The sequence below is a fragment of the Paenibacillus sepulcri genome, from assembly GCF_042647105.1.
In the GTDB taxonomy this organism is placed as follows: domain Bacteria; phylum Bacillota; class Bacilli; order Paenibacillales; family Paenibacillaceae; genus Paenibacillus_Z; species Paenibacillus_Z sepulcri.
In genome coordinates this window covers 1,416,364-1,436,210 of sequence record NZ_JBHRUP010000001.1, presented here as the reverse complement: position 1 = coordinate 1,436,210, position 19,847 = coordinate 1,416,364, and the positions used below count along the sequence as shown (strand labels likewise).

Genomic DNA, 19,847 nt, shown 5'->3' with positions numbered 1-19,847 from the left:
GTGCATATGAAGAAAGGAGAGTGGCGCATGTATTATTTTGACCACTGCGCTTCCACCCCGCCGCATGAGGAAGTGATTCGTACCATGGCCGAGGTGATGGCGAAACATTATGCCAACCCTTCCTCCCTGCACCGGAGCGGTGTGGAAGCCGGCCATTTGCTGGAGCGGTCCAGGAGCGCCATTGCCGGATTATTCGGAACGGAGGCGAAGGAATGGGTTTTTACCTCGGGCGGGACGGAGAGCAACAATCTGGCTATTCAAGGCGCAGCCAGAGCGAATGCGCATAAGGGCAAGCATATTATTACAACAGCCATCGAGCATCCATCTGTTTATGAAACCTGCAAGCAGCTGGAGCGTGAAGGATTCCGGATCAGCTTCCTGCCTGTTTCAAGGAACGGGATTGTGAGCCTTGAAGACGTGGAAGCTCATTTAACCGACGAGACGATACTTGTTACCATTATGCATGTGAATAATGAGGTCGGCTCCATTCAGCCGGTCCACCAAATCGGCCGGATGCTCAAAGATCGGCGCCGCGGGATTGTTTTTCATGTGGATGGGGTTCAAAGCGTGGGCAAGCTGCCCATCGATCTGCGGAGCGATAGCATTGATTTGTTCAGCGCTTCCGCGCATAAGGTGAGAGGGCCAAGAGGCGCAGGCCTTTTATATATACGGAGCGGCGTCAAGCTGGATGCTCTGCTTGCAGGGGGGGATCAGGAATTCGGGATGCGCTCAGGCACGGAGAATGTGGCGGCCATTGTTGCATCTGCCAAAGCGTTTCGCATGGCTATGGAGAGCCAGCCGGAGCGATATGAGCGGATGACGGCCTTGAGGCGACAGCTAGCAGAAGCAATCGCTCAAATTCCGGAGCTTGTTCTCAATGGAGGGGAACAGGAGGATATGGCCCCGCATATTGTCAGCTTTTCTTATCCCGGAATGAAGCCGGAGGTATTTATTCATTTGCTGGAGAAGCATAAAATCGCGGCGTCGACCAAATCGGCATGCTCGTCCAAAGACAATAAGCCAAGCCGTGTGCTGGAAGCCATGGGAGTGGGCCAGGCGAGAGCGTCCAGCGGCATTCGCGTGAGCTTCGGCGATGAGCATGGTAATCGCGAACTCGAATGGCTTTGCAGCATGCTGGAGACGGTTGTGAAGAAGCTGAAGCCGCTGGAGAGGAAGGAAATACGTTCATGACACCAGACATCATTCTGATTCGCTTCGGCGAGCATACGATAAAAGGACGCAACCGGAGCCAGTTTGAGAAACGCATGCTCCAGCAGGTGAGAGGCGTGCTCGCTCCCTACAGGAGGGCAGCGATCACCCGCAGCTACGGGCGGATTTACGTTGCCTTGAATGGAGAGCCATATGCTGCCATAGCTGAACGGTTGAAGGATATATTCGGAATCGGCTCCTTCAGTCCGGTCAGACGGGTTGAAAATATATTGGAAACCATCCAGGCGGCATCGCTTGATGCCATGCTTTCTCTTTCCCGGGAACCCGCCACATTCAAGGTGTCGGTACGCCGCGTGGAGAAATCCTTTCCGCATGATTCCCAGCAGATGAACCAGCTGGTAGGGGCTCATGTGCTGAGGGCCATGCCGCGCCTCAAGGTTAACGTCAGGGAACCGGAGGTGGAGCTTCGCGTCGAAATCCAGCCCGAGGGCACTTATATTTTCAGCGAGGTTGTGGAAGCTGCCGGCGGGTATCCATTTGCCAGCAACGGCAAAGCCATGCTGCTGCTCTCAGGCGGTATTGACAGCCCGGTCGCAGGTTATTTATCCATGCGCAAGGGGCTGGAAATCGAAGCGGTTCATTTTCACAGCTATCCCTTTACGAGCGAGCAGGCCAAGGAAAAAGTAATTGAGCTGACGAGACGGTTATCCCATTACAGCGGTGCTCCGATAAAGCTGCATCTCGTCTCGTTCACAGAGATCCAGACAGCATTCGCCCAGGCCAAGCAGGATAATCTCATTATCACGCTTATGCGCCGCTCGATGCTTCGCATCGCCCAAATGCTCGCCGTTCAGTCGGACGCGCTCGGAATTGTTACCGGCGACAGCCTGGGCCAGGTGGCCAGCCAGACGCTGAGCAGCATGAACGTAATCGGACGAAGCGCCGAACTTCCGCTGCTGCGTCCGCTTATTATGATGGACAAAGAAGATATTATCCGGATTGCGAAGCGAATCGGCACGTATGAGACCTCGATTCTTCCCTTTGAGGATTGCTGCACCTTGTTTCTGCCGAAATCACCGAGCACCAATCCAAATTTAAATGTAGTCAGCAAGGTGGAGTCTTTTGTACCGGAGCTTGAGGAGATGATTGCGCAGGCGGTTTCGGAGGTGGAGACGCTGGAGATATCGCCGGATGACAAGCTTGGGGCGCAGGCCGCCGGCGACGACGATTGGTTTTAAGCGGGATCGCATACAAAGAAAAAGCAGGGAGCCCGGTCAAGCTTGGGCTTCCCTGCTTTTTTCATTGGAAATTTTGCGGCTTCTTGCAGTGTTTTTCCAAAGGCCTGCGACGATGATGACGACCACGACCAATATGAGGAAGGACCATTCGAACAGCGCGCTGCTCTCAAACACCTGGCTGATCTTGGTTTCATGCGTGATCATTTTTGCTGCTGTGTAGGCGAGAACGCCTGAGCCCAGATAGATGATCCATGGAAACCGTTCGATGATTTTGATAAACAGGGTGCTTCCCCAAACAACCACCGGAACACTGATTAAAAGGCCGAGTATGACGAGGGTTATATTGCCGTGCGCTGCGCCTGCGACTGCGATAACATTGTCTATCCCCATCGCGGCGTCGGCAATGATGATGGTTCGTATGGACTGCCAGAGATTATTGCCTGCCTTGATATCCTCATGATTGTTCTCGTCCACCAGCAGCTTGTAGGCAATCCACAGCAGCAGGATTCCTCCTGTTAGCATGAGCCACGGTATATCCAGCAAATAAACGACCAATATGGTGGCTAATGCCCGGATGCCGACCGCTCCTACCGTTCCCCAGATGACGGCTTTCTTTTGTTGTAATTTAGGCAATTTGCGGGCGGCAAGCCCGATTACAATGGCATTATCCCCTGCAAGAATGAGGTCAATGAATACGATAGTAAGCAAGGCTGAAAAAAATTCAAACGAAAAGAAATCCATCCTCTTGTCCTCTCCCTTCCAACCCTTACCTGATTTTTTAGTATATACGTGCAAGCACTAGGTTCGATTCATAATTATTTTCTAACATAAGAAGCCATGCCGGGACATACCGTTTCATAAAGAGGCTCGTATTACGGATAGCATGTGAGAGGTGGCAGGGAATGGACAGCCTGTGGGTCTTTGTTCAAATCATCTTCATTAATGTACTGCTCAGCGGCGACAATGCTGTCGTCATCGCCCTTGCCAGCCAGCAGCTGCCCCCGGAGCAGAGGCGCAAAGCGGTATGGTGGGGAGCGGCTGCGGCTATAGGCTTGCGGTGTCTGCTGACTCTGGTGGCCATTACGCTGCTGCAAATACCTTATCTCCAGGCATTGGGCGCTTTGCTGCTCTTCTTGATTGCCGTCAAGCTGGTGATGGATGCTGCGTCTCCTGCCGAGCAGTCCCATCAAATCCGCAAACCCGGCTCCCTTGCGGGAGCGATCCGTACCATTGTGGTCGCCGATTTTATTATGAGTCTGGATAATGTGCTTGCCATTGCAGCCGTTGCCGAAGGCGAGCCTATAATGATTATGCTGGGAATCGGACTCAGTATCCCTATCATTATTTGGGGAAGCCAACTGCTCGGCAATCTGTTGAAGCGTTATCCGCCGCTGGTTTATGCGGGAGGCGGATTGCTCGGCTACGCCGCAGGGGAGATGCTTGTACATGATCCCGGGCTTGCCGGATTGGGGTTTCACAGCTTGCCCACCATGCAGCAGGCGCTGCCGATTTTATGTGTTCCTTTTGTCATAATTATCGCGCTGCTCCGTCTGAAAAGATGAAGCAGTGTTTTTTTTGTGTGGATTTTAGTCTGTTGCACTGGTTTTTTGCTGTCCGTTCCAGTACACTATAGTAATGATAAAAAGTGTCGAGAGAAAGGAACTTTGGGCATGTCGAAAAATCAATACACCGTCGGTTTTCTTTTTTTATTCGCCGGCGCTGTAATTCTGCTCGGGAAGCTTGGCCTGTTTGCGTTTATCGGGACGAACTTCTGGCCGCTTTTCGTGCTGATCCCAGGCATATTGCTGCACGTGCTGTTTTTCGGCAGATTGCTTCCCACATTTGTGCTTGTGCCTGGGGCGATATCGTCGATAAGCGCCTTAATTTTTTTCTTTTGTATTGCATTCGGGTGGAGCAATATGCAGTACTTATGGCCTTTGTTTATTTTTGGGGCTGCGGTCGGGTTGTACGAATTCCATCTGTTTGAAATGGCCCATCCCAAATTTCCATTGACGCTTGCTATAACTCTTGCGTTGATTGCCGCATCTTTTTTCGTAATCATGGTATTCTGGGGCTGGGGGTTGTATATTGTTGCGGCAGGTCTTATTGCGATCGGCGCCTGGCTGGTAGCCGGGAGAAAGACCCGCTGGTAAGTGTGTGAGCAAGTGACGGTTGGATTATAATAAAGATAAACTAAACAAAGTGGAGTGGATACTGAACATGCAAGCCAGAGAAAATTTACGCAATATCGCGATTATCGCACACGTTGACCATGGGAAAACGACTCTCGTCGACAAACTGCTTCAACAATCCGGTACGTTCCGGGACAATGAAGCCGTACAGGAGCGGGCCATGGACTCCAATGATTTGGAACGGGAACGCGGAATTACCATCCTTGCCAAAAATACGGCGATCAACTATAAGGATTATTTGATCAATATCGTAGATACGCCGGGACATGCCGACTTTGGCGGCGAAGTTGAACGGATTATGAAAATGGTTGACGGCGTGCTTCTGGTCGTCGACGCGTTCGAAGGCTGTATGCCGCAGACGAAATTCGTGCTCCGCAAAGCGCTTGAAAGCAATTTGACGCCGATTGTCGTATTGAACAAAATCGACCGTCCCAACGCCAGCCCTTCCGATGTGGTTGACGAGGTGCTCGATCTGTTTATCGAACTCGGCGCAAGCGACGAGCAGCTTGACTTTCCGGTTGTTTATGCATCCGCATTGATGGGGACTTCCAGCCTGAATGTGGATAAACAGGATGAGAATATGCAGGCTTTGTACGAAACGATCATCGAACATATTCCATCTCCGACAGAGAGCGTGGATGAATCGCTGCAGTTTCTCGTTACCCTGCTGGATTACAATGAATATTTGGGCCGTATCGCAGTCGGCCGTGTGAACCGCGGCAAGATCCGCCAGGGTCAATCCGTAGCAGTCATTAACCGCGAAGGCGTGGTGAAGCAGGCGCGTATCGAGAAGCTGTTCGGCTTCCAGGGCTTGAAGCGCATCGAGGTTGAAGAAGCCGGAGCGGGCGATATCGTGGCGATCGCCGGCATCCGTGAGATCAATATCGGGGAAACCATCGCGGACCCTGCGAACCCTGAAGCTTTGCCGGTGCTTAAGATCGATGAGCCTACCCTGCAGATGACCTTCCTCGTCAACAACAGCCCGTTTGCGGGTCGTGAAGGAAAATGGGTAACCTCGCGTAAACTCCGTGAGAGACTGTTTAAAGAGCTTGAGACTGATGTTGCCCTGCGCGTCGATGAAACGGACAGCCCGGATGCCTTTGTCGTATCCGGACGCGGAGAGCTTCATCTGGGCATATTGATCGAAAATATGCGTCGTGAAGGCTTTGAAATGCAGGTGTCCAAGCCGGAAGTTATCGTGAAGGAAATCGATGGCAAGAAAATGGAGCCGTACGAGCGCCTGTTGATCGATGTACCGGAAGAAAGCACAGGCTCGGTCATGGAGAGCCTTGGTGCACGCAAAGCGGAAATGGTCAATATGATTAATAATGGAACAGGCCAGGTACGTCTGGAATTCATCATTCCTGCTCGCGGGCTTATTGGTTACCGGACGAACTTCCTGACACTGACCCGCGGCTATGGCATCATGAATCATGCCTTTGATAATTACGGCCAATTCGTCGGCACTTCGGTTGGCGGACGTCATCAAGGGGTTCTGGTTGCCAGCGAGAATGGCGTATCCACATTTTACGGCATGTTTGGTGTCGAGGACCGCGGAGTGCTGTTCCTCGAACCGGGAACTGAAGTCTATGAAGGCATGATTGTAGGCGAGCATAATCGCGACAGCGATATTATCGTCAACATTTGTAAGGAGAAACAGCTGAACAATATTCGTACCGCCTCCAAGGATGATACGGTTCGTTTGAAAACACCGGTATTGTTCTCGCTGGAGCAGGCACTTGAATATTTGAATGACGATGAGTATTGCGAAGTGACGCCAAAATCCATTCGTCTGCGCAAGAAGATTTTGAATAAGAGCGAACGTGAGCGTGCCGATAAACAGCGCAGAACAGCACAATCGGGCGTATAATCCATTATTTCACGAGCTCTTTCATGGCAGGGTGGCGGACCGACTTCGGTTCGATTACCCTGCCGTTTTCATTAGAAACCTATAACGTAGAATAAGAAGGAGGAGGCTGAAGGATGCAAAACTGGTTTCACAGCCATCCCGTTATAACGTATATTATCATCTTGTGCTTGGTTATCTATATCTTCAATTCAGTGTTCCGGGTACAGCGGCTGCCCCTTATCAAGGAAATTCTGGTTCATCTCGTCATGGCTGCCGGCGCATTCGTATTGTTCGTATTTCAAATCGACAAGCTGCCGATTATTCAATGTATGTCGGTTGCCGTGATTATGATGCTGATGCTGCGCGGGCGCCAGCTTTACGACAAGTGGAAAGGCAAGGGCTCGAGCTCCGAACCTCCCGCCGATCCAAGCAATAAGCCGACCCGTTAACCGGCGACAGGCAAATAATCCATTTGATGAACAGGAGGTGGCAGCATCATGCGGTTTGAAGACGCCCTGTTTAACTGGCTGCAAATTCAGCTCGTTGCTGAAGGAAGACCCCATGATGGCGCCGCTCTGGATACGCGTGATTTTTTTCTGCAGATCCTGACGGAGGACCATCATGTCACACAGATCGTTATCGACAAGGTTGACGACACGATGATTCATGTCCGCTATGAGAAGGAAGGGCGCAGTAAAGTCCAGATGATCCCTCGTGAAGCGGGTGAACAACTGCTCAATGACATCAAGGAAAACCCGAAATATAACTGATTGAAGGTGGAAGCGATGAGTAAGTCCTCTATGCCGCCGAGATCGACTTCGCGAGGTTCCAGGAAATCGGACGGGCCTCAAGGATCCGGAGGCAACAAAAAACCAAAAAAGCGTGTTTATTGGATGCGGCGCATCATGGTCGTCATCCTGCTCGTATTGATAGCTATTGCCGGCTACCTGTACTGGCTGTATAAAGATACGCTTGGCAGTATTACAACGGATGCCGATCCTTCTGTGGAAGTGCCTGCGTCAGAGTCTGTTAAAGTGAAACCGGTCACCTTTTTGCTGCTGGGCTTCGATACCCGTAAGGAAACAGGAAGTCTGAACACGGACGTGATGATGATCGCCTCATTCAATCCGAACACGAAGAAATCGACGGTCGTTTCCATCCCGCGGGATTCGGAAATCGATCTGGATGGTTATAGAGTCCGGAAAGCCAATGGTTATTATGCGGCATTCCTGTCCAGTGCCAAGAAAGATGGCCTTGAGCAGAAGGATGCGGAGAAAAAGGCGAAACAAGGGATGCGCGAAATGTTCGGCGAATTTTTTGATATACCTATCGATTATACGGCCACGATCAACTTCGAGGGCTTTGCCGATGTAGTCGATGCACTCGGCGGTATTCAGGTCGATGTGGATATGGATATGCATTACGTGGATAATGCGGATGGCACGAACATAGACTTGTCTAAGGGCGTCCAGGTGCTAAACGGCAAGCAGGCTCTGGATTTTGTCCGTTACCGCAAATCCAATGACGGCAAGAATATGTCCAGCGACTTTGACCGCAACAAACGTGAAAGTCAGGTATTGGGCGAGATTGCCGATAAACTGAAGTCGTTCTCCGGGGTGACCAAAATCGGAGGCGTGATTAAAGCGGTAGGCGATAATATGCGTATGGATGTTCCCTCCGCCGAGGTGCAGAACATGCTTAAGACGTATTTCGGGATGGGCCGCGACGATATTGAGTTTATTCCGCTGACGGGTGTCTGGAAAAGCCCGTATGTCCATCTGGACGAAGCAAAGCTTGATGAAGCCAAAGCGGCTCTGAAGTCAAAACTGGCGGCGGAATGACGGGTGGTAAGAGCGTTCATGGCTATGTTATAATGGACGCATCGGGCGCAATCTTGACTATTTGAGCAAGGAGGTTATGCGGATGACCGAAACCGTTACTGCGCTCTCTGAATCATTGTTCCAACAATTGCAAAACGAACCATTCGCACTTCTCCACACGATTGATGCGGAAGCCGGCTCTCCGACCTCCAGCGCAGTTTCATGGATTTATCCAGTGAATGAATCCACACTCCGGTTTGCCATTGACGGGCGTTCCCGCCTGGCTGTGAATATGCTGTCCAAAGCCGACGTGAGCGTCACTGTGTTCGTGCCCGGGAGTATCCAGACCATATACGGCATAGCCCGTCTGGTCAAGGATTCACTGGATGAAGTTCCTTTCAAGCTGGTCTGCTTCGATATTGAAATCGGGTATATCCGTGATGCGATGTTCTATGGATCGCGCTTGTCCGCCATGCCGGAGTATGAGAAAACCTACGATAAACGAGCTGCGGATAAACTGGATCGACAGGTGTTTGCCGCCATGAAAAAAGCCTAGTGTAAAGCTGCTAGGCTTTTTGTGTCTTTGTTTGGCGTCTCGCTTTTAGGCGATCAGCTCTTTTTACAAATTTTTCTGGAGCTTGGGTTGGTTCGGATCGCCATGCTCCATATTTCTTGGCTGCGTGTCCCGCGGCATCTGCGGCACGATGCGTCCGATAATATCGGACATCTCTTCCGCAAAGCCCTGAAGGGGCCGACCCTGCCTGATATCGGTGCCCATTTCGTTCAATCGGTGGGTTAAATCCATATCTGCCGTGACAGCCGCATCTATGCCGTAGGGATCCTTGCGTAAAGCTTCCGCAACCGCATATTTGATCGTTCCAACACGGGAACGGTCCAGCTTGCCATCCACATCGATTCCAACGACCGCCGTATTATTAAACACGACGCAGTGCGCACCTTTTACACCCGGAACTTGGTTTGCCAAGGCTTCCAGATGGGCTGCGACCTGCTTTGGACTGCTGATGGGCTCTTTGTGCGGGGTGGTCTGCTGCACACGCACACCTTTAGTATTCTGTGGAGAGGGTGATGTCTCATTGCGAGCAACAGTTCCACAGCCTGTTGCGAGCAAGCAAAGGATCATAGCCGATGCCAGCCACTTACTCATTATCGCCACCTGCCTTTCATCATTCACATTTCATTCAATCGAGCATAGTTTGCCCCATTCAGGTATCGCGCTATGTATGCCTTGGTTACGAAATTCCAACGCCAGGAGGGCTCACGATGAAAAAAATATTCGTGCTCGACACTAATGTGCTGCTGCATGATCCACAAGCATTCTTCGCATTTGATGACAATGAAGTGATTATTCCCGCGGTGGTGTTGGAAGAAATAGATTCGAAAAAAAGACTGGCCGACGAATTGGGCCGAAACGCGCGTTCCATCTCAAGGATTCTTGATCAAATGCGCGAGAAAGGCCGGCTGCATGAGGGAATCAAGCTTGATAACGGCGGACTCCTCAAGGTAGAGCTGAATCATCGGAGCTTCGTCCGTGTGCAGGAAATGTTCGGCGAAATGTCTAATGATAACCGCATACTGGCGGTGGCCCTGAATTATCAGATGGAGGAAGAAAACAAAGGGGAAAAAAGACCGGTTGTCATTGTGAGCAAGGATGTGCTGGTCAGGATCAAAGCGGATGTGCTGGGTCTCTCCGCACAGGATTATTTGTCCGACCGGGTGGTCTCGCCATCGGAGGAGTATGCCGGGTATTTGACGATATTCGTTCATCCCAGCGTCATCGACGAATTTTACACGTACCGTTTCCTGACGATCAAAAATATGCAGCTGGGCACCAGGCTCCATCCCAATGAATTCGTTATTCTAAGGGATGAGATGGGCACTTCGAAGTCTGCGCTGCTCAAGGTTACGCAGGATGGGGCGAGACTGGAGCCGCTTTATTTGAGCAATGATCCGGTGTGGGGCATTACGGCCCGCAACGCGCAGCAGAGGATGGCGCTGGAACTGCTATTATGCGATGATATTCCGCTGGTCACATTGACGGGAAAAGCCGGAACAGGCAAGACGCTGCTGGCCTTGGCCGCAGGGCTGATGAAGGTGGAGGATGAGCATAAGTACAAAAAGCTCCTGATCGCAAGACCTGTTGTTCCGATGGGGAAGGATATCGGATATTTGCCGGGAGAAAAAGAGGAGAAGCTGCGTCCGTGGATGCAGCCGATCTATGATAATCTGGAGTTTCTGTTCGATACCAAAAAATCCGGCGATATCGACAAAATTTTGATGGGGCTGGGCAGTATCCAGGTTGAGGCGCTCACCTATATCCGCGGCCGTTCTATTCCGGGACAGTTCATTATTATCGACGAGGCCCAGAATTTGACCAGGCATGAGGTCAAGACCATTGTCTCCCGTGTCGGTGAAGGCAGTAAGATCGTCCTTATGGGGGATCCCGAGCAGATTGATCATCCCTATCTGGATTCCATCAGCAACGGGCTGACCCATATTGTGGAGACATTCAAGCAGGAGAACATAAGCGGCCACATGACGCTTGAGAAAGGCGAACGGTCAAGGCTGGCCCAATTGGCCGCCGATTTGCTGTAAGGCCTCTGCAGAGCCGACAGAGCGGCAGGATGTGACGACGGACTCTTACAGCAGAAGATCTGCCCTGCAGCGGTAAGCGCGGGCAATGCCCTCAATAAGCTCGATTTGTTCACGGTCGACAGCCAGCAGCTGTCGGCCTTCTTTATGCTGCTTCGCGGCGCTGTGTTCTTCGCACTGCTCAAGAGCTTGCGCAAGCTCCGAGTCGCCGCCGCCGGAGGACAGTTCCATAACCGCCGCAAGATGCAAATCCAGATACCGGCTGCCGGAGCGGGTCCGGACCCCGTAATCTTCAAATTTCCGCTCATTCACTTCCCAGCTCTCTTCAAGCGCCAACCAAATTCCCCTGTCCGTTTCCACGCGGTAATGCTGGACAAAATTCTCAATCTCCGCCGCTTCTGCCTCACTGGTTACGAATAATAGGGTTTTGTCGCGGTCAAGCAGGGTGACTGTATTGGCAATGCCCTTCACGATCTGCGCGTAATAACCGGGCAGCTTATCCCCGGGCAGATGAAGCTCTACGCTATGGATGACATTCATCAAATGTAAATCTCCTTCCAGCATTGTGACAATCTATAGGCGACAACACGCCGCTTTATTGCTAAACTATAGGTAAGTATACGGTTTGGTCTGACTTGAAGTCAAAGGTGACTGAGGGAGGGAAAAGGTGTCTCGCAGGAAACTGGTTGTACTGCTGCTGGGCATATGCACGATATGCACAGCTCTGCTTGTTCCGATGATTGGCAAACCCGGCTCGCCAAACACGATTTCCGGAGGATTGCCTTCAGAGGAGCAGCCGTTAACGGTTGACAATGGTAGCGAGGATGTGGCGACCGTTCGCATAGCCGTCTCCATGAGTGAGACGGAGTTTCAGTATTGGCAGAAGAGCGAAGAGAACTTCGAGAGCAGGTTCCCGCAAATCAGGGTCGACTTGGCGAATATTCCCGGACCTGATGCATATGCCAAGTGGAAGGAAGCGGCCCATGGCGGAGAGCCCTTCGATATCATGCTGCTGGACAACAACCGCGTTCGCGAGTTTGCGGTTCAGGGCTATCTGCTGCCTGCCGATGATATTTATACGGGAGATTCCCTGGCGGATCAATTGGAAGCGTTAACAGATACGTTGAAATGGAACGGCTCCATGTGGGGAGTCGCGCTGGATATCAACCCTATGCTGATCGTGTGGCAAACGGAGTTGTTGAAGCAAGCGGGTATGAATGAGCCTCCTGAGAATTGGGAGTCTTTCGTGAAGGGATATAATGGTCTGCAAGCCGCGTCACCTAAGGTGGAACCGGTTAGTCTTGCGATGTCTGATCCCCGGCAGATGCTGGCATGGCTTGGTATGTTCGATTCCAATGCGGAGGATGCAGCCAATCTTCATCCAATGAACGCAGAGATGAAGGAGCAGCTCCGGTTTCTCGGCCCTTTCAGCAGGCCGCAGACGGAACAGGGTGCCGAATCGGGCAAGAATACCGTTCCGGACAAATTGAAAAGCGGCGAACTGCTCTCGGCTGTTATGCCCTGGTCGGAATACAGGAGCATGATGTTGTCCAATAATGGATCTGTAAGCGCTGGTCCGCAGCGAAGTCCGCTGAGCTGGATCGGCGGCAGAAGCTTTGTATTATCCGCGCAATCGCTGTGGCCGGATCAGGCGCGTTTGTGGATCAATGAAATGGTGATAAAAGGCTCGCAGCTTGACCGCTATGAAACGTTCGGCAGGCTGCCGGCAAGAAAATCGGCTTATGCAGGTGAATTTGAATCTGACAGCATGGCGAAGAAACCGCCTTATTGGGTGCTCAGTTTATTCAAAAGCAAGGTCTTCATTCCGGATCCTTCATGGTCCGAGCGTTGGGAGCGCTGGACAAGTCTCTGGAAGACGGACGACCGGCAGCCTTTTGAAGCGCTGGACATGGAGAAAATGATTGAGAACTGGAATGGATCATAAAGATATAAAGAAGCGCCGCAAAATGCGCCGCTTCTTTTACAGATTGACAGCCAGCTTGACGATCAGCTTCCCATCTTCGATCGATACGGATTTGGCCTTAAGGAAAGAAACAATCCGCTGAGGATAGAAGCCCAGATCGAATTCTTTCTCCAGCGATTGTCTGGTTGTATCCGGAAGAACAAGTCCGTTGAATACCAGTTCGTTTACATGGAACAAGATGGCCGTTCCTTCATCCGTTTCCTCCACCGTATAGCGCCCTGTGAGCTTAACCTCAAGTCCGTCGCGTTTGCCGGTTACGATAACGGCGTCGTTAGTGAAGGCAAATGCAAAATTATTGAACATTTCATTTTGCTCCCGCAAAAAAGCGTTCAGCTTATCCTCCGGTATCGAGAGAGTATAGTTGAAGCCGTCAATCTCCAGTAAATCCTTATTGTTCTGTACCCAGTCCGGCATATTTTTCATCGCTTTGGACAATGCGCTGAAATATTTTCTGACCTCAAGCAGGCCGACGTTCTGCCAGAAATCAGTCAGCTCCGATATCATCTGCCGCAGCTTTTCTTCGTCGGACCGGCCGCTCAGGCTGCTGTCAATATCTTTGGAAAGAGCGGAGACGCGGTCGCGCTGTTCTTTCAAGCGGACTTCCACTTCAGCAAGCTGCTTGGATTCGCGGTCCAACTGCTGAATGCCCTTCTGGATGCCATTATACTGCTGCTTATATTCATTCAATGTCACCTTGTCATGAGAGAAAATAAAGTTGAAATAGTCCAGCATTGTCAGTAAATCCGCAAGATTTCCCGATTTCAGCAGCGCAGTCATCAGAATATCGCGTTCCCCAGTGTAATAGGCTCGCAGGACAGCTCCGGCTTCCTCTCTCTGTTTATCCATGATCAGCTCCTGTGTCTGAAGCGAGGAACGGGATTGATCAAGCTGGCCAGCAATCGCTTTCTGCTGCTCGGCTATCCGGGTGATCTCCTTGTCCAATTCCACGACGGAGAGGCTCTTCTCCATGATGCGTCTTACTTCTTCATCCTCCGGCGACTGGGCGAGAACAGGGTAAACCGTCAGCCAAATGGCGAGGGCGCTGGCGGCGAAAGCCAGAAGCCCACGGCGTTTCGTTGCTCTCAAGAATAAAGCTCCCCCTTTATGATTTTCAAGCGGCCGTACGAAATCAGGATTTTATCATGAACTAATATATGCGGTATAATTTTCTATTATATCTTGAACAGGCTAATTTGTCCTTGACATGGAGGTAGGCGTAAGGTGAATGAATCAGAGCCGTTGAGAGTCCGGATTGCTGAGCGGATTGAACGGAATGGCACGCAAGGAAGGCTGTACAATAAACATACAGGTGGAGAACATACGGTTCGCTGTCTGTCTTTTTATGACTATATGGATATGTGTTTATATGATGAGAAGGGCGGATACTATCGTTCGGGAGAGGTGCGCGTTGGCAAAACGGGAGACTTCTACACAAGCTCGCATCTGGGGTCCGTGATGGGCGACAAGTTGGCGGAATTTATTGCCGGGCTTGCGGAATCCTTCGGGAAAGAAACCAATGCGGCCGAGTGGGGAGCGGGAACCGGCAGATTGTCCCGGCAGATGCTGGCTGCCTGGAAACGGACCGGACATATGCCGCTTGGAATGATGCACTACACGGTTGTTGATGCCAACCCGGTACATCTGGCCGCTGCACAAAGTCTGCTGGAGCCGAACCGCGAGGAGCTTGGCAGTATGCGGTTTATGTCCCCGGCAGAAGCAGAGGCTGCCAATTGGCGCTCAGGGCCGCTCATTGTCGTTGCCAACGAACTCCTCGATGCCTTCCCCGTTCATCGGGTTGTCAAGCTGGATGGCCGCTTATGGGAGCTCGGTGTCGCCAGCACCGGTGGAGGCAGCATCTCTTCCGGGCCGCAGGGGGCAGCTTTTCAATACGCCTGTATGCCGCTGACCGACCCTGATATTGAGAAGTCTCTGAGTCTCGACGGGGTGGAGCTGCAGGAGGGACAGGAAGCGGAAGTCAATCTTGCTGCGGAACGGTGGATCGCTGCGATGGCCGGGATCATCCGGCAGGGAGCGATGATTCTGATTGACTACGGACATGAGGCGAAAGAGCTTTATGCGCCGCATCGAATGAACGGAACGCTGCAATGCTATAAGGATCATATCGCGCATGAGGACCCGTTTGTTTCCATCGGCGAGCAGGATATAACCTCCCATGTGAATTTTACCGCTTGTATGCGGGCCGCCAAAGCCTCTGGCTGGCAAATCAGTTATTACGATACACAAAAGCGCTTTCTGGTGGATCAGGGTGTGCTTGACGACCTCATTGCGCATGACGGGCGAAATCCGTTCGGCGATGAAGCCAGGCGCAATCGGGCCATTGCGCAGCTTCTTTTGGGAAATGGGATGAGCGAGACATTCAAGGTACTGGTGCTGCGCAAGGAATAACGGCAGGAACGGAAAAAAGGCTGCTGAACGAAGAGGGATTTCTTCGTTCAGCAGCCTTTTGCTTATTTGTTGTCACGAAAGGATGTATTAGAAAGGGTTGCCCATTACGAATACGGTCCAATACGTAAAGCCGACGAATGAGATAAACATATAACCCCAGAACATCAGCAGGTAGGTTTTTTCAGAAAAGTTCAGATAGCCTAACAGGACAAACACGACCGTTTGGATAAAGAACAACAACGCCATCTCGTTCATATCCCCGGCAAACGCCATCAGCGCAATGACCAACGTCCAAAAGCCGAGCACCCGAAACATACGTGCCATGATTTCATCCCCCTCTCGCAAGTACAAGACCCGATTTCTATTGCCCATTATATCGTTTTGGGAAACCGCTGTAAACCAGTGACCGGTGACGAATTGGCAAACTTTACGGCCTTTTGGTGATGCATGTTATTTAGTTTGTGACAATTCGGAGTAAAACATGTATGAGCTTTCGAAAAAATGGATATACAATTTAGTATCCGATAGATTCTATGAACTCTACCAAGCGCATAGAGATAAAGTAAGCGCCTAATGTTAGGAGGTTTTCGTTGCATGACAGCAGTCAGACAAGATGCGTGGAGCCCGGATGACGATCTCATCCTCGCCGAGGTAACCCTGCGTCACATTCGCGAAGGCAGCACACAACTGGCCGCTTTCGAAGAAGTGGGTGAACGGATCGCCCGAACTTCCGCCGCATGTGGATTTCGATGGAACAGTTGTGTCCGCAAGCGTTATGAAGAAGCTATACAAATCGCGAAACAGCAGCGTCAAAAACGGAACTATATGAAAAAACAAACGTTTGTGGCGGCTCCTCATGTTTCTTCGATTGCCGTTATCGATGGGGAAGAGCGCACGTACAAAAGTGAACCGCTGACGGAAGAGTCGTTATCCATCGATATGGTCATTCGTTTCCTTCGTCAATGGAAAGGGACTTATCAAGAGCTCACAAGACAGATCAAAACGCTTGAACGGGATGTCCGTGACAAGGATGAAGAGCTGTACACGCTTCGTGAGCAGAATCAGAAGCTTTCGCTTGAAGTGAACAGCGCGCAAACGGATTACCGTACCGTCAACGATGACTACAAAACGCTGATCCAGATTATGGATCGAGCGCGCAGGCTCACGGTGTTGACGGAGGAAGACGAATCAAAGCCGCGGTTCAAAATGGATGCAAACGGTAATCTTGAGCGTATTGAGTAACAAATTAAATACCTGCAAATGAAGAAATCTCGCCCATCCGAGCAGGAATGGCGGGATTTTTTGCTGTTCGCATGCTACGATACAGATACTACTAGGATGTGACGAAGGATGATGAGAATGCAAATCATAATCGTTGGAGCCGGATCGCTTGGACTGATGTACGCAGCGCGGCTCGCCGGATCGGGCGCTGAGGTTATGCTTGCCGCACGCGGGGAAAAGCAAGCCGCGTCGCTACGTGACGGCGGTATTTGCCTCGAAGAGGCCGGCCTGCAGAGCAGACGATATCCTGTCATGGCCACCGAGCTTGACAAGGCAGGGGCTGGCATGCAGCCTGGGGCAGACGACTGGATTTGGCTGACCGTCAAGCAATCGCATCTGACTGACGCGTTTATGGACAAACTCAGGCTGTCCGGTTTATTGGCACGGGGGGCATCCCTGCTAGCTTTGCAGAATGGCATTGGACATATGGAAAGACTGCAGTCGCATTTTCCGGAAAATCCGCTCTATGCCGCCGTTACGACAGAAGGCGCCCTGCGTACAGCGGATACCCGGGTTCGTTACACCGGACACGGCGTCTTTACCTTTGGCAAATGGCCAAAAGCCGCGGAAGATGGGGACAAAACGCAAAAAATGTTGCTTGAAACGCTGCATGCGGCAGGAATTGAGGCTGAACTGTCGAATGACATGGGTAATCGGATTTATCAGAAATTGTTAATCAATGCGGTTATTAATCCGCTTACGGCCATACATGGTATCCCTAACGGAATATTGGCAGAGGACCCGGGATTAAGACAAGAAATGGCGGACCTGCATGCGGAGAGCGAGAAAATCCTGCTTGCTGCAGGCATGACGGCGGCTGGAGATTCCTGGGGACGGCTGCTGCAGGTTTGCAGGCAAACCGCAAATAACGAATCATCCATGCTGGGTGATGTAAAAGCGGGTCGCTTAACGGAAATCGACTGGATCAACGGAGGAATTTCCTCGCTTGCCAAGCGGTATGGCCTGCTTTCTCCATTAAATGATGCTGTAACGAACGCAGTTAAATCGTTATCCAAGAGCTAATGGCGAGAGGAGTCGGCCGTTATACAATTGCTTTGGGAAAGTATCAAAAATGTCTACGCCTCGCTGGCTGTGATTCCGATCGTTCCTTTTATTCTGATTTATTTCGGATATGCGGCAATCAGCGGCGACCGCAAACGGGCTTTCCGATTGGCGATGGATATAACCACAGCCCTGCTGATCGGCTGCGTGGCTGTTTTGTTCAATCGGATCTTTCACAGCAACTTTGGCTTATACGGGATTTTATTGATTCTGCTGCTTGGCGGAGGTCTGCTCGGAAATGTGCAGTACCAATCGAAGGGCGTCCTTGATGTCCGGCGGATCGGCAGAGCCGTCTGGCGGCTTGGTTTTTTTTTGATGGCTATTTTATATGTTTTGCTGATGTGTATTGGCATGGGCAAAAGCCTTTTCGCCGCATAAAATGACCGCTATCGATGTCTATACATAAAAAGCTCCATCGTCTTCCTCGGCAGAGGAGGCGATTTTCTTTTTGACGGTCAGCTTTACGTTGTGTACAATGAGGGAAAATGCTTTCTTTTTTATAGCAGCTTAGCAAGAACAATACAACTTCATAATTCATGATGATGAAATAGAGGGAAGGTTGAGACTGTACATGGAGATCGAATCGGTACAGCTGCCTTTCGGTCAGCCGTTAACCGAACAATATGTGAAACGGACAAATCCGAAAGTGGAGAGTATATTTGGCAGTCACCCCGCAGATGACAGAGCATGGACGGATAGGCTCCGCCAGTTGAAGGAACACACGTCAAGGCGCATCCCGGCCGATCGTTTGGCGGCTATGCTGGAGCGCTATAATACAAGAGTAAACGGACATCGTTCCGTTATCAGCAATATTCAGGCCATTGCAAATGGAGCGCCGGTAGTTGTAGGAGGACAGCAGGCCGGATTATGGACTGGACCGCTTCTGGTGATACATAAGGCTGTCACCATAATTGCAGCTGCCAGGGAAGCTTCCCTACTAACCGGAGAAACCGTAATTCCTGTCTTCTGGATTGCAGGCGAGGATCACGATTGGGATGAAGCCAATCATGCCATTATTCATCATGGCGACGCTGGAATTAATAAAATCGCCATCGACCGCCCCTCGGGCTCACGAACTTCCGTCAGCCGTACAGAGCTGACCCGGGAGGCTTTTCTTGAGGCTGTTGAGCAGTTGAAAAGCTCCTTGCCGGATACCGGCTTCAAGCCTGATCTTATAGCACGTTTAACCGGATTTGCCGAACAATCCCGGACCATGTCCGATTTGTTCGCATTGACAATGGGCTGGTTGTTCGGGGATCAGGGTCTGGTGCTGCTTGATTCGGATGATCCGGCGCTTCGGGAGCTGGAGGCTCCGATGTTCCAGATGATCATCGAGCGCAATGATGAGCTGGAGCAGGCATATTTAACGGGAGCCGAAGCGGTGCGCGGGCTGGGATTTGAACCGCAGGCCGATGCGCAGGAAGGAAGCGCCAACCTGTTCCTCTTCCTTGATCCGCAGGATGAGAACGGCGCCGGCATTCCGGAACGGACTCTTTTGTACAAGCGCGAGGGAAGATTCGAGAATCGGAAAGGCACATTCTCATGCTCGCGCGAGGAGCTGATGAGCATTGCGGTTAATACGCCGAGCAGGCTCAGCAATAATGTATTGACGCGCCCGGTCATGCAGGATTATGTGCTGCCGGTGCTGGCAACTGTGCTTGGCGCAGGGGAAATCGCATATTGGGCGCTGACAGCCCCCGCATTCCGCATGCTTGACATGCAAATGCCGATTATTATGCCCCGCATGTCGTTTACCCTGGTTGAGGGAACAATTGCGAAGCATATGATAAAATATGATTTAACCTTTGATGATGTGGCTTTCCGCTTCCCGGAGAGGAAGGAAACCTGGCTGAAAGAGCAGGATGATGTCGACATCGATGGCCGTTTTGCAGAAGCCAAGCGTTACTTTGCCGAGATGTACGATCCCTTATTGGACACAATTGGCTCCATTGAAACAGGGCTGTCCTTATTGGGTGAAGTCAACAAGCGGCGTATTACAGAGCAGATCGAATATTTGGAGAAACGGACTAAAGAGGCGCATGCCAGGCGGTTTGAAACCGTGACCAGACAATTGGACCGGATTGCCACAGCCCTTTGGCCTGCCGGACTGCCGCAGGAACGGGTCGTGAATATCTCGGTATATTGGAACCTGTACGGCCGAAGCTGGCTGGACCGTCTGCTGGAACTGCCGCTTGACCGCTGTGGCGGACACCGCATGATTTATATATAGAGAGG

The 19,847-nt window shown here is 51.3% G+C and carries 21 protein-coding genes; 16 read left to right on the top strand and 5 right to left on the bottom strand.

Features of this window, described 5'->3' with window-relative positions:
* Nucleotides 1-27: 27 nt before the first annotated feature.
* Nucleotides 28-1,191 carry a cysteine desulfurase family protein gene (locus tag ACFOLF_RS06695; protein ID WP_210037683.1) on the top strand — a complete coding sequence of 388 codons (1,164 nt, stop codon included), beginning with the start codon at nucleotides 28-30 and terminating at the stop codon, nucleotides 1,189-1,191.
* Nucleotides 1,188-2,408: a tRNA uracil 4-sulfurtransferase ThiI gene (thiI, locus tag ACFOLF_RS06690; RefSeq protein WP_210037682.1), complete on the top strand. Its 1,221-nt coding sequence runs from the start codon at nucleotides 1,188-1,190 to the stop codon at nucleotides 2,406-2,408. Before ACFOLF_RS06695 ends, thiI begins: the two co-directional genes overlap by 4 nt.
* A 36-nt stretch (nucleotides 2,409-2,444) precedes the next feature.
* Here thiI and ACFOLF_RS06685 read toward each other — a convergent pair whose 3' ends face one another.
* Nucleotides 2,445-3,149 carry a TerC family protein gene (locus ACFOLF_RS06685; protein WP_210037681.1) on the bottom strand — a complete coding sequence of 235 codons (705 nt, stop codon included), beginning with the start codon at nucleotides 3,147-3,149 and terminating at the stop codon, nucleotides 2,445-2,447.
* Between the two features lie 161 nt (nucleotides 3,150-3,310).
* Here ACFOLF_RS06685 and ACFOLF_RS06680 point away from each other — a divergent pair, with 161 nt between their 5' ends.
* The 7 genes from ACFOLF_RS06680 to ACFOLF_RS06650 all read left to right on the top strand — a co-directional run bounded on the left by ACFOLF_RS06680 (nucleotide 3,311) and on the right by ACFOLF_RS06650 (nucleotide 8,825).
* Nucleotides 3,311-3,970: a TerC family protein gene (locus ACFOLF_RS06680; RefSeq protein WP_210037680.1), complete on the top strand. Its 660-nt coding sequence runs from the start codon at nucleotides 3,311-3,313 to the stop codon at nucleotides 3,968-3,970.
* 108 nt (nucleotides 3,971-4,078) lie between these two features.
* On the top strand, nucleotides 4,079-4,561 hold the full coding sequence (locus ACFOLF_RS06675; RefSeq protein ID WP_210037679.1) for a hypothetical protein: 483 nt from the start codon (nucleotides 4,079-4,081) through the stop codon (nucleotides 4,559-4,561).
* Nucleotides 4,562-4,628: 67 nt separating this feature from the next.
* Nucleotides 4,629-6,470: a translational GTPase TypA gene (gene typA, locus ACFOLF_RS06670; RefSeq protein ID WP_210037678.1), complete on the top strand. Its 1,842-nt coding sequence runs from the start codon at nucleotides 4,629-4,631 to the stop codon at nucleotides 6,468-6,470.
* A gap of 113 nt (nucleotides 6,471-6,583) precedes the next feature.
* Nucleotides 6,584-6,898, top strand: a complete 315-nt coding sequence (locus ACFOLF_RS06665) for a YlaH-like family protein (RefSeq protein WP_210037677.1) — start codon at nucleotides 6,584-6,586, stop codon at nucleotides 6,896-6,898.
* 48 nt (nucleotides 6,899-6,946) lie between these two features.
* Nucleotides 6,947-7,219: a hypothetical protein gene (locus tag ACFOLF_RS06660; protein ID WP_210037676.1), complete on the top strand. Its 273-nt coding sequence runs from the start codon at nucleotides 6,947-6,949 to the stop codon at nucleotides 7,217-7,219.
* Nucleotides 7,220-7,354: 135 nt separating this feature from the next.
* On the top strand, nucleotides 7,355-8,290 hold the full coding sequence (locus tag ACFOLF_RS06655) for an LCP family protein (protein WP_379219421.1): 936 nt from the start codon (nucleotides 7,355-7,357) through the stop codon (nucleotides 8,288-8,290).
* Between the two features lie 82 nt (nucleotides 8,291-8,372).
* Nucleotides 8,373-8,825: a pyridoxamine 5'-phosphate oxidase family protein gene (locus ACFOLF_RS06650; protein WP_210037674.1), complete on the top strand. Its 453-nt coding sequence runs from the start codon at nucleotides 8,373-8,375 to the stop codon at nucleotides 8,823-8,825.
* A 63-nt stretch (nucleotides 8,826-8,888) separates the two neighbouring features.
* On the opposite strand, the gene ACFOLF_RS06645 is transcribed toward ACFOLF_RS06650, so the two are convergent.
* Nucleotides 8,889-9,434 (bottom strand): YhcN/YlaJ family sporulation lipoprotein, encoded by a 546-nt coding sequence (locus ACFOLF_RS06645; RefSeq protein WP_210037673.1) that lies wholly within the window; start codon nucleotides 9,432-9,434, stop codon nucleotides 8,889-8,891.
* A 116-nt stretch (nucleotides 9,435-9,550) separates the two neighbouring features.
* Here ACFOLF_RS06645 and ACFOLF_RS06640 point away from each other — a divergent pair, with 116 nt between their 5' ends.
* The gene (locus ACFOLF_RS06640; RefSeq protein ID WP_210037672.1) at nucleotides 9,551-10,882 is read left to right on the top strand and encodes a PhoH family protein; all 1,332 of its coding nucleotides are present in this window, start codon (nucleotides 9,551-9,553) and stop codon (nucleotides 10,880-10,882) included.
* Nucleotides 10,883-10,927: 45 nt separating this feature from the next.
* On the opposite strand, the gene ACFOLF_RS06635 is transcribed toward ACFOLF_RS06640, so the two are convergent.
* Entirely contained in the window at nucleotides 10,928-11,419 is a 492-nt protein-coding gene (locus tag ACFOLF_RS06635; RefSeq protein WP_210037671.1) for a hypothetical protein, read from the bottom strand.
* A gap of 127 nt (nucleotides 11,420-11,546) precedes the next feature.
* Between ACFOLF_RS06635 and ACFOLF_RS06630 the strand changes: the two genes are divergently transcribed.
* Nucleotides 11,547-12,824: an extracellular solute-binding protein gene (locus ACFOLF_RS06630; RefSeq protein ID WP_210037670.1), complete on the top strand. Its 1,278-nt coding sequence runs from the start codon at nucleotides 11,547-11,549 to the stop codon at nucleotides 12,822-12,824.
* 36 nt (nucleotides 12,825-12,860) lie between these two features.
* Here the strand turns inward: ACFOLF_RS06630 and ACFOLF_RS06625 are convergent, their stop codons facing one another.
* Nucleotides 12,861-13,949 carry a hypothetical protein gene (locus ACFOLF_RS06625; protein ID WP_210037669.1) on the bottom strand — a complete coding sequence of 363 codons (1,089 nt, stop codon included), beginning with the start codon at nucleotides 13,947-13,949 and terminating at the stop codon, nucleotides 12,861-12,863.
* 135 nt (nucleotides 13,950-14,084) lie between these two features.
* Between ACFOLF_RS06625 and ACFOLF_RS06620 the strand changes: the two genes are divergently transcribed.
* Complete coding sequence (locus ACFOLF_RS06620) at nucleotides 14,085-15,269, top strand: class I SAM-dependent methyltransferase (RefSeq protein WP_210037668.1); 1,185 nt, start codon at nucleotides 14,085-14,087, stop codon at nucleotides 15,267-15,269.
* Between the two features lie 87 nt (nucleotides 15,270-15,356).
* On the opposite strand, the gene ACFOLF_RS06615 is transcribed toward ACFOLF_RS06620, so the two are convergent.
* Nucleotides 15,357-15,593 carry a DUF2626 domain-containing protein gene (locus tag ACFOLF_RS06615; protein WP_210037667.1) on the bottom strand — a complete coding sequence of 79 codons (237 nt, stop codon included), beginning with the start codon at nucleotides 15,591-15,593 and terminating at the stop codon, nucleotides 15,357-15,359.
* Between the two features lie 270 nt (nucleotides 15,594-15,863).
* On the opposite strand from ACFOLF_RS06615, the gene ACFOLF_RS06610 reads away from it, so the two are divergent.
* The 4 genes from ACFOLF_RS06610 to bshC all read left to right on the top strand — a co-directional run bounded on the left by ACFOLF_RS06610 (nucleotide 15,864) and on the right by bshC (nucleotide 19,842).
* Nucleotides 15,864-16,511: an RsfA family transcriptional regulator gene (locus ACFOLF_RS06610; protein ID WP_210037666.1), complete on the top strand. Its 648-nt coding sequence runs from the start codon at nucleotides 15,864-15,866 to the stop codon at nucleotides 16,509-16,511.
* 108 nt (nucleotides 16,512-16,619) lie between these two features.
* The gene (locus ACFOLF_RS06605; protein WP_210037665.1) at nucleotides 16,620-17,573 is read left to right on the top strand and encodes a ketopantoate reductase family protein; all 954 of its coding nucleotides are present in this window, start codon (nucleotides 16,620-16,622) and stop codon (nucleotides 17,571-17,573) included.
* Nucleotides 17,574-17,600: 27 nt separating this feature from the next.
* Entirely contained in the window at nucleotides 17,601-17,990 is a 390-nt protein-coding gene (locus ACFOLF_RS06600) for a DUF3397 domain-containing protein (RefSeq protein ID WP_379114073.1), read from the top strand.
* Between the two features lie 193 nt (nucleotides 17,991-18,183).
* Nucleotides 18,184-19,842: a bacillithiol biosynthesis cysteine-adding enzyme BshC gene (gene bshC, locus ACFOLF_RS06595; protein ID WP_210037664.1), complete on the top strand. Its 1,659-nt coding sequence runs from the start codon at nucleotides 18,184-18,186 to the stop codon at nucleotides 19,840-19,842.
* Nucleotides 19,843-19,847 lie beyond the last annotated feature (5 nt).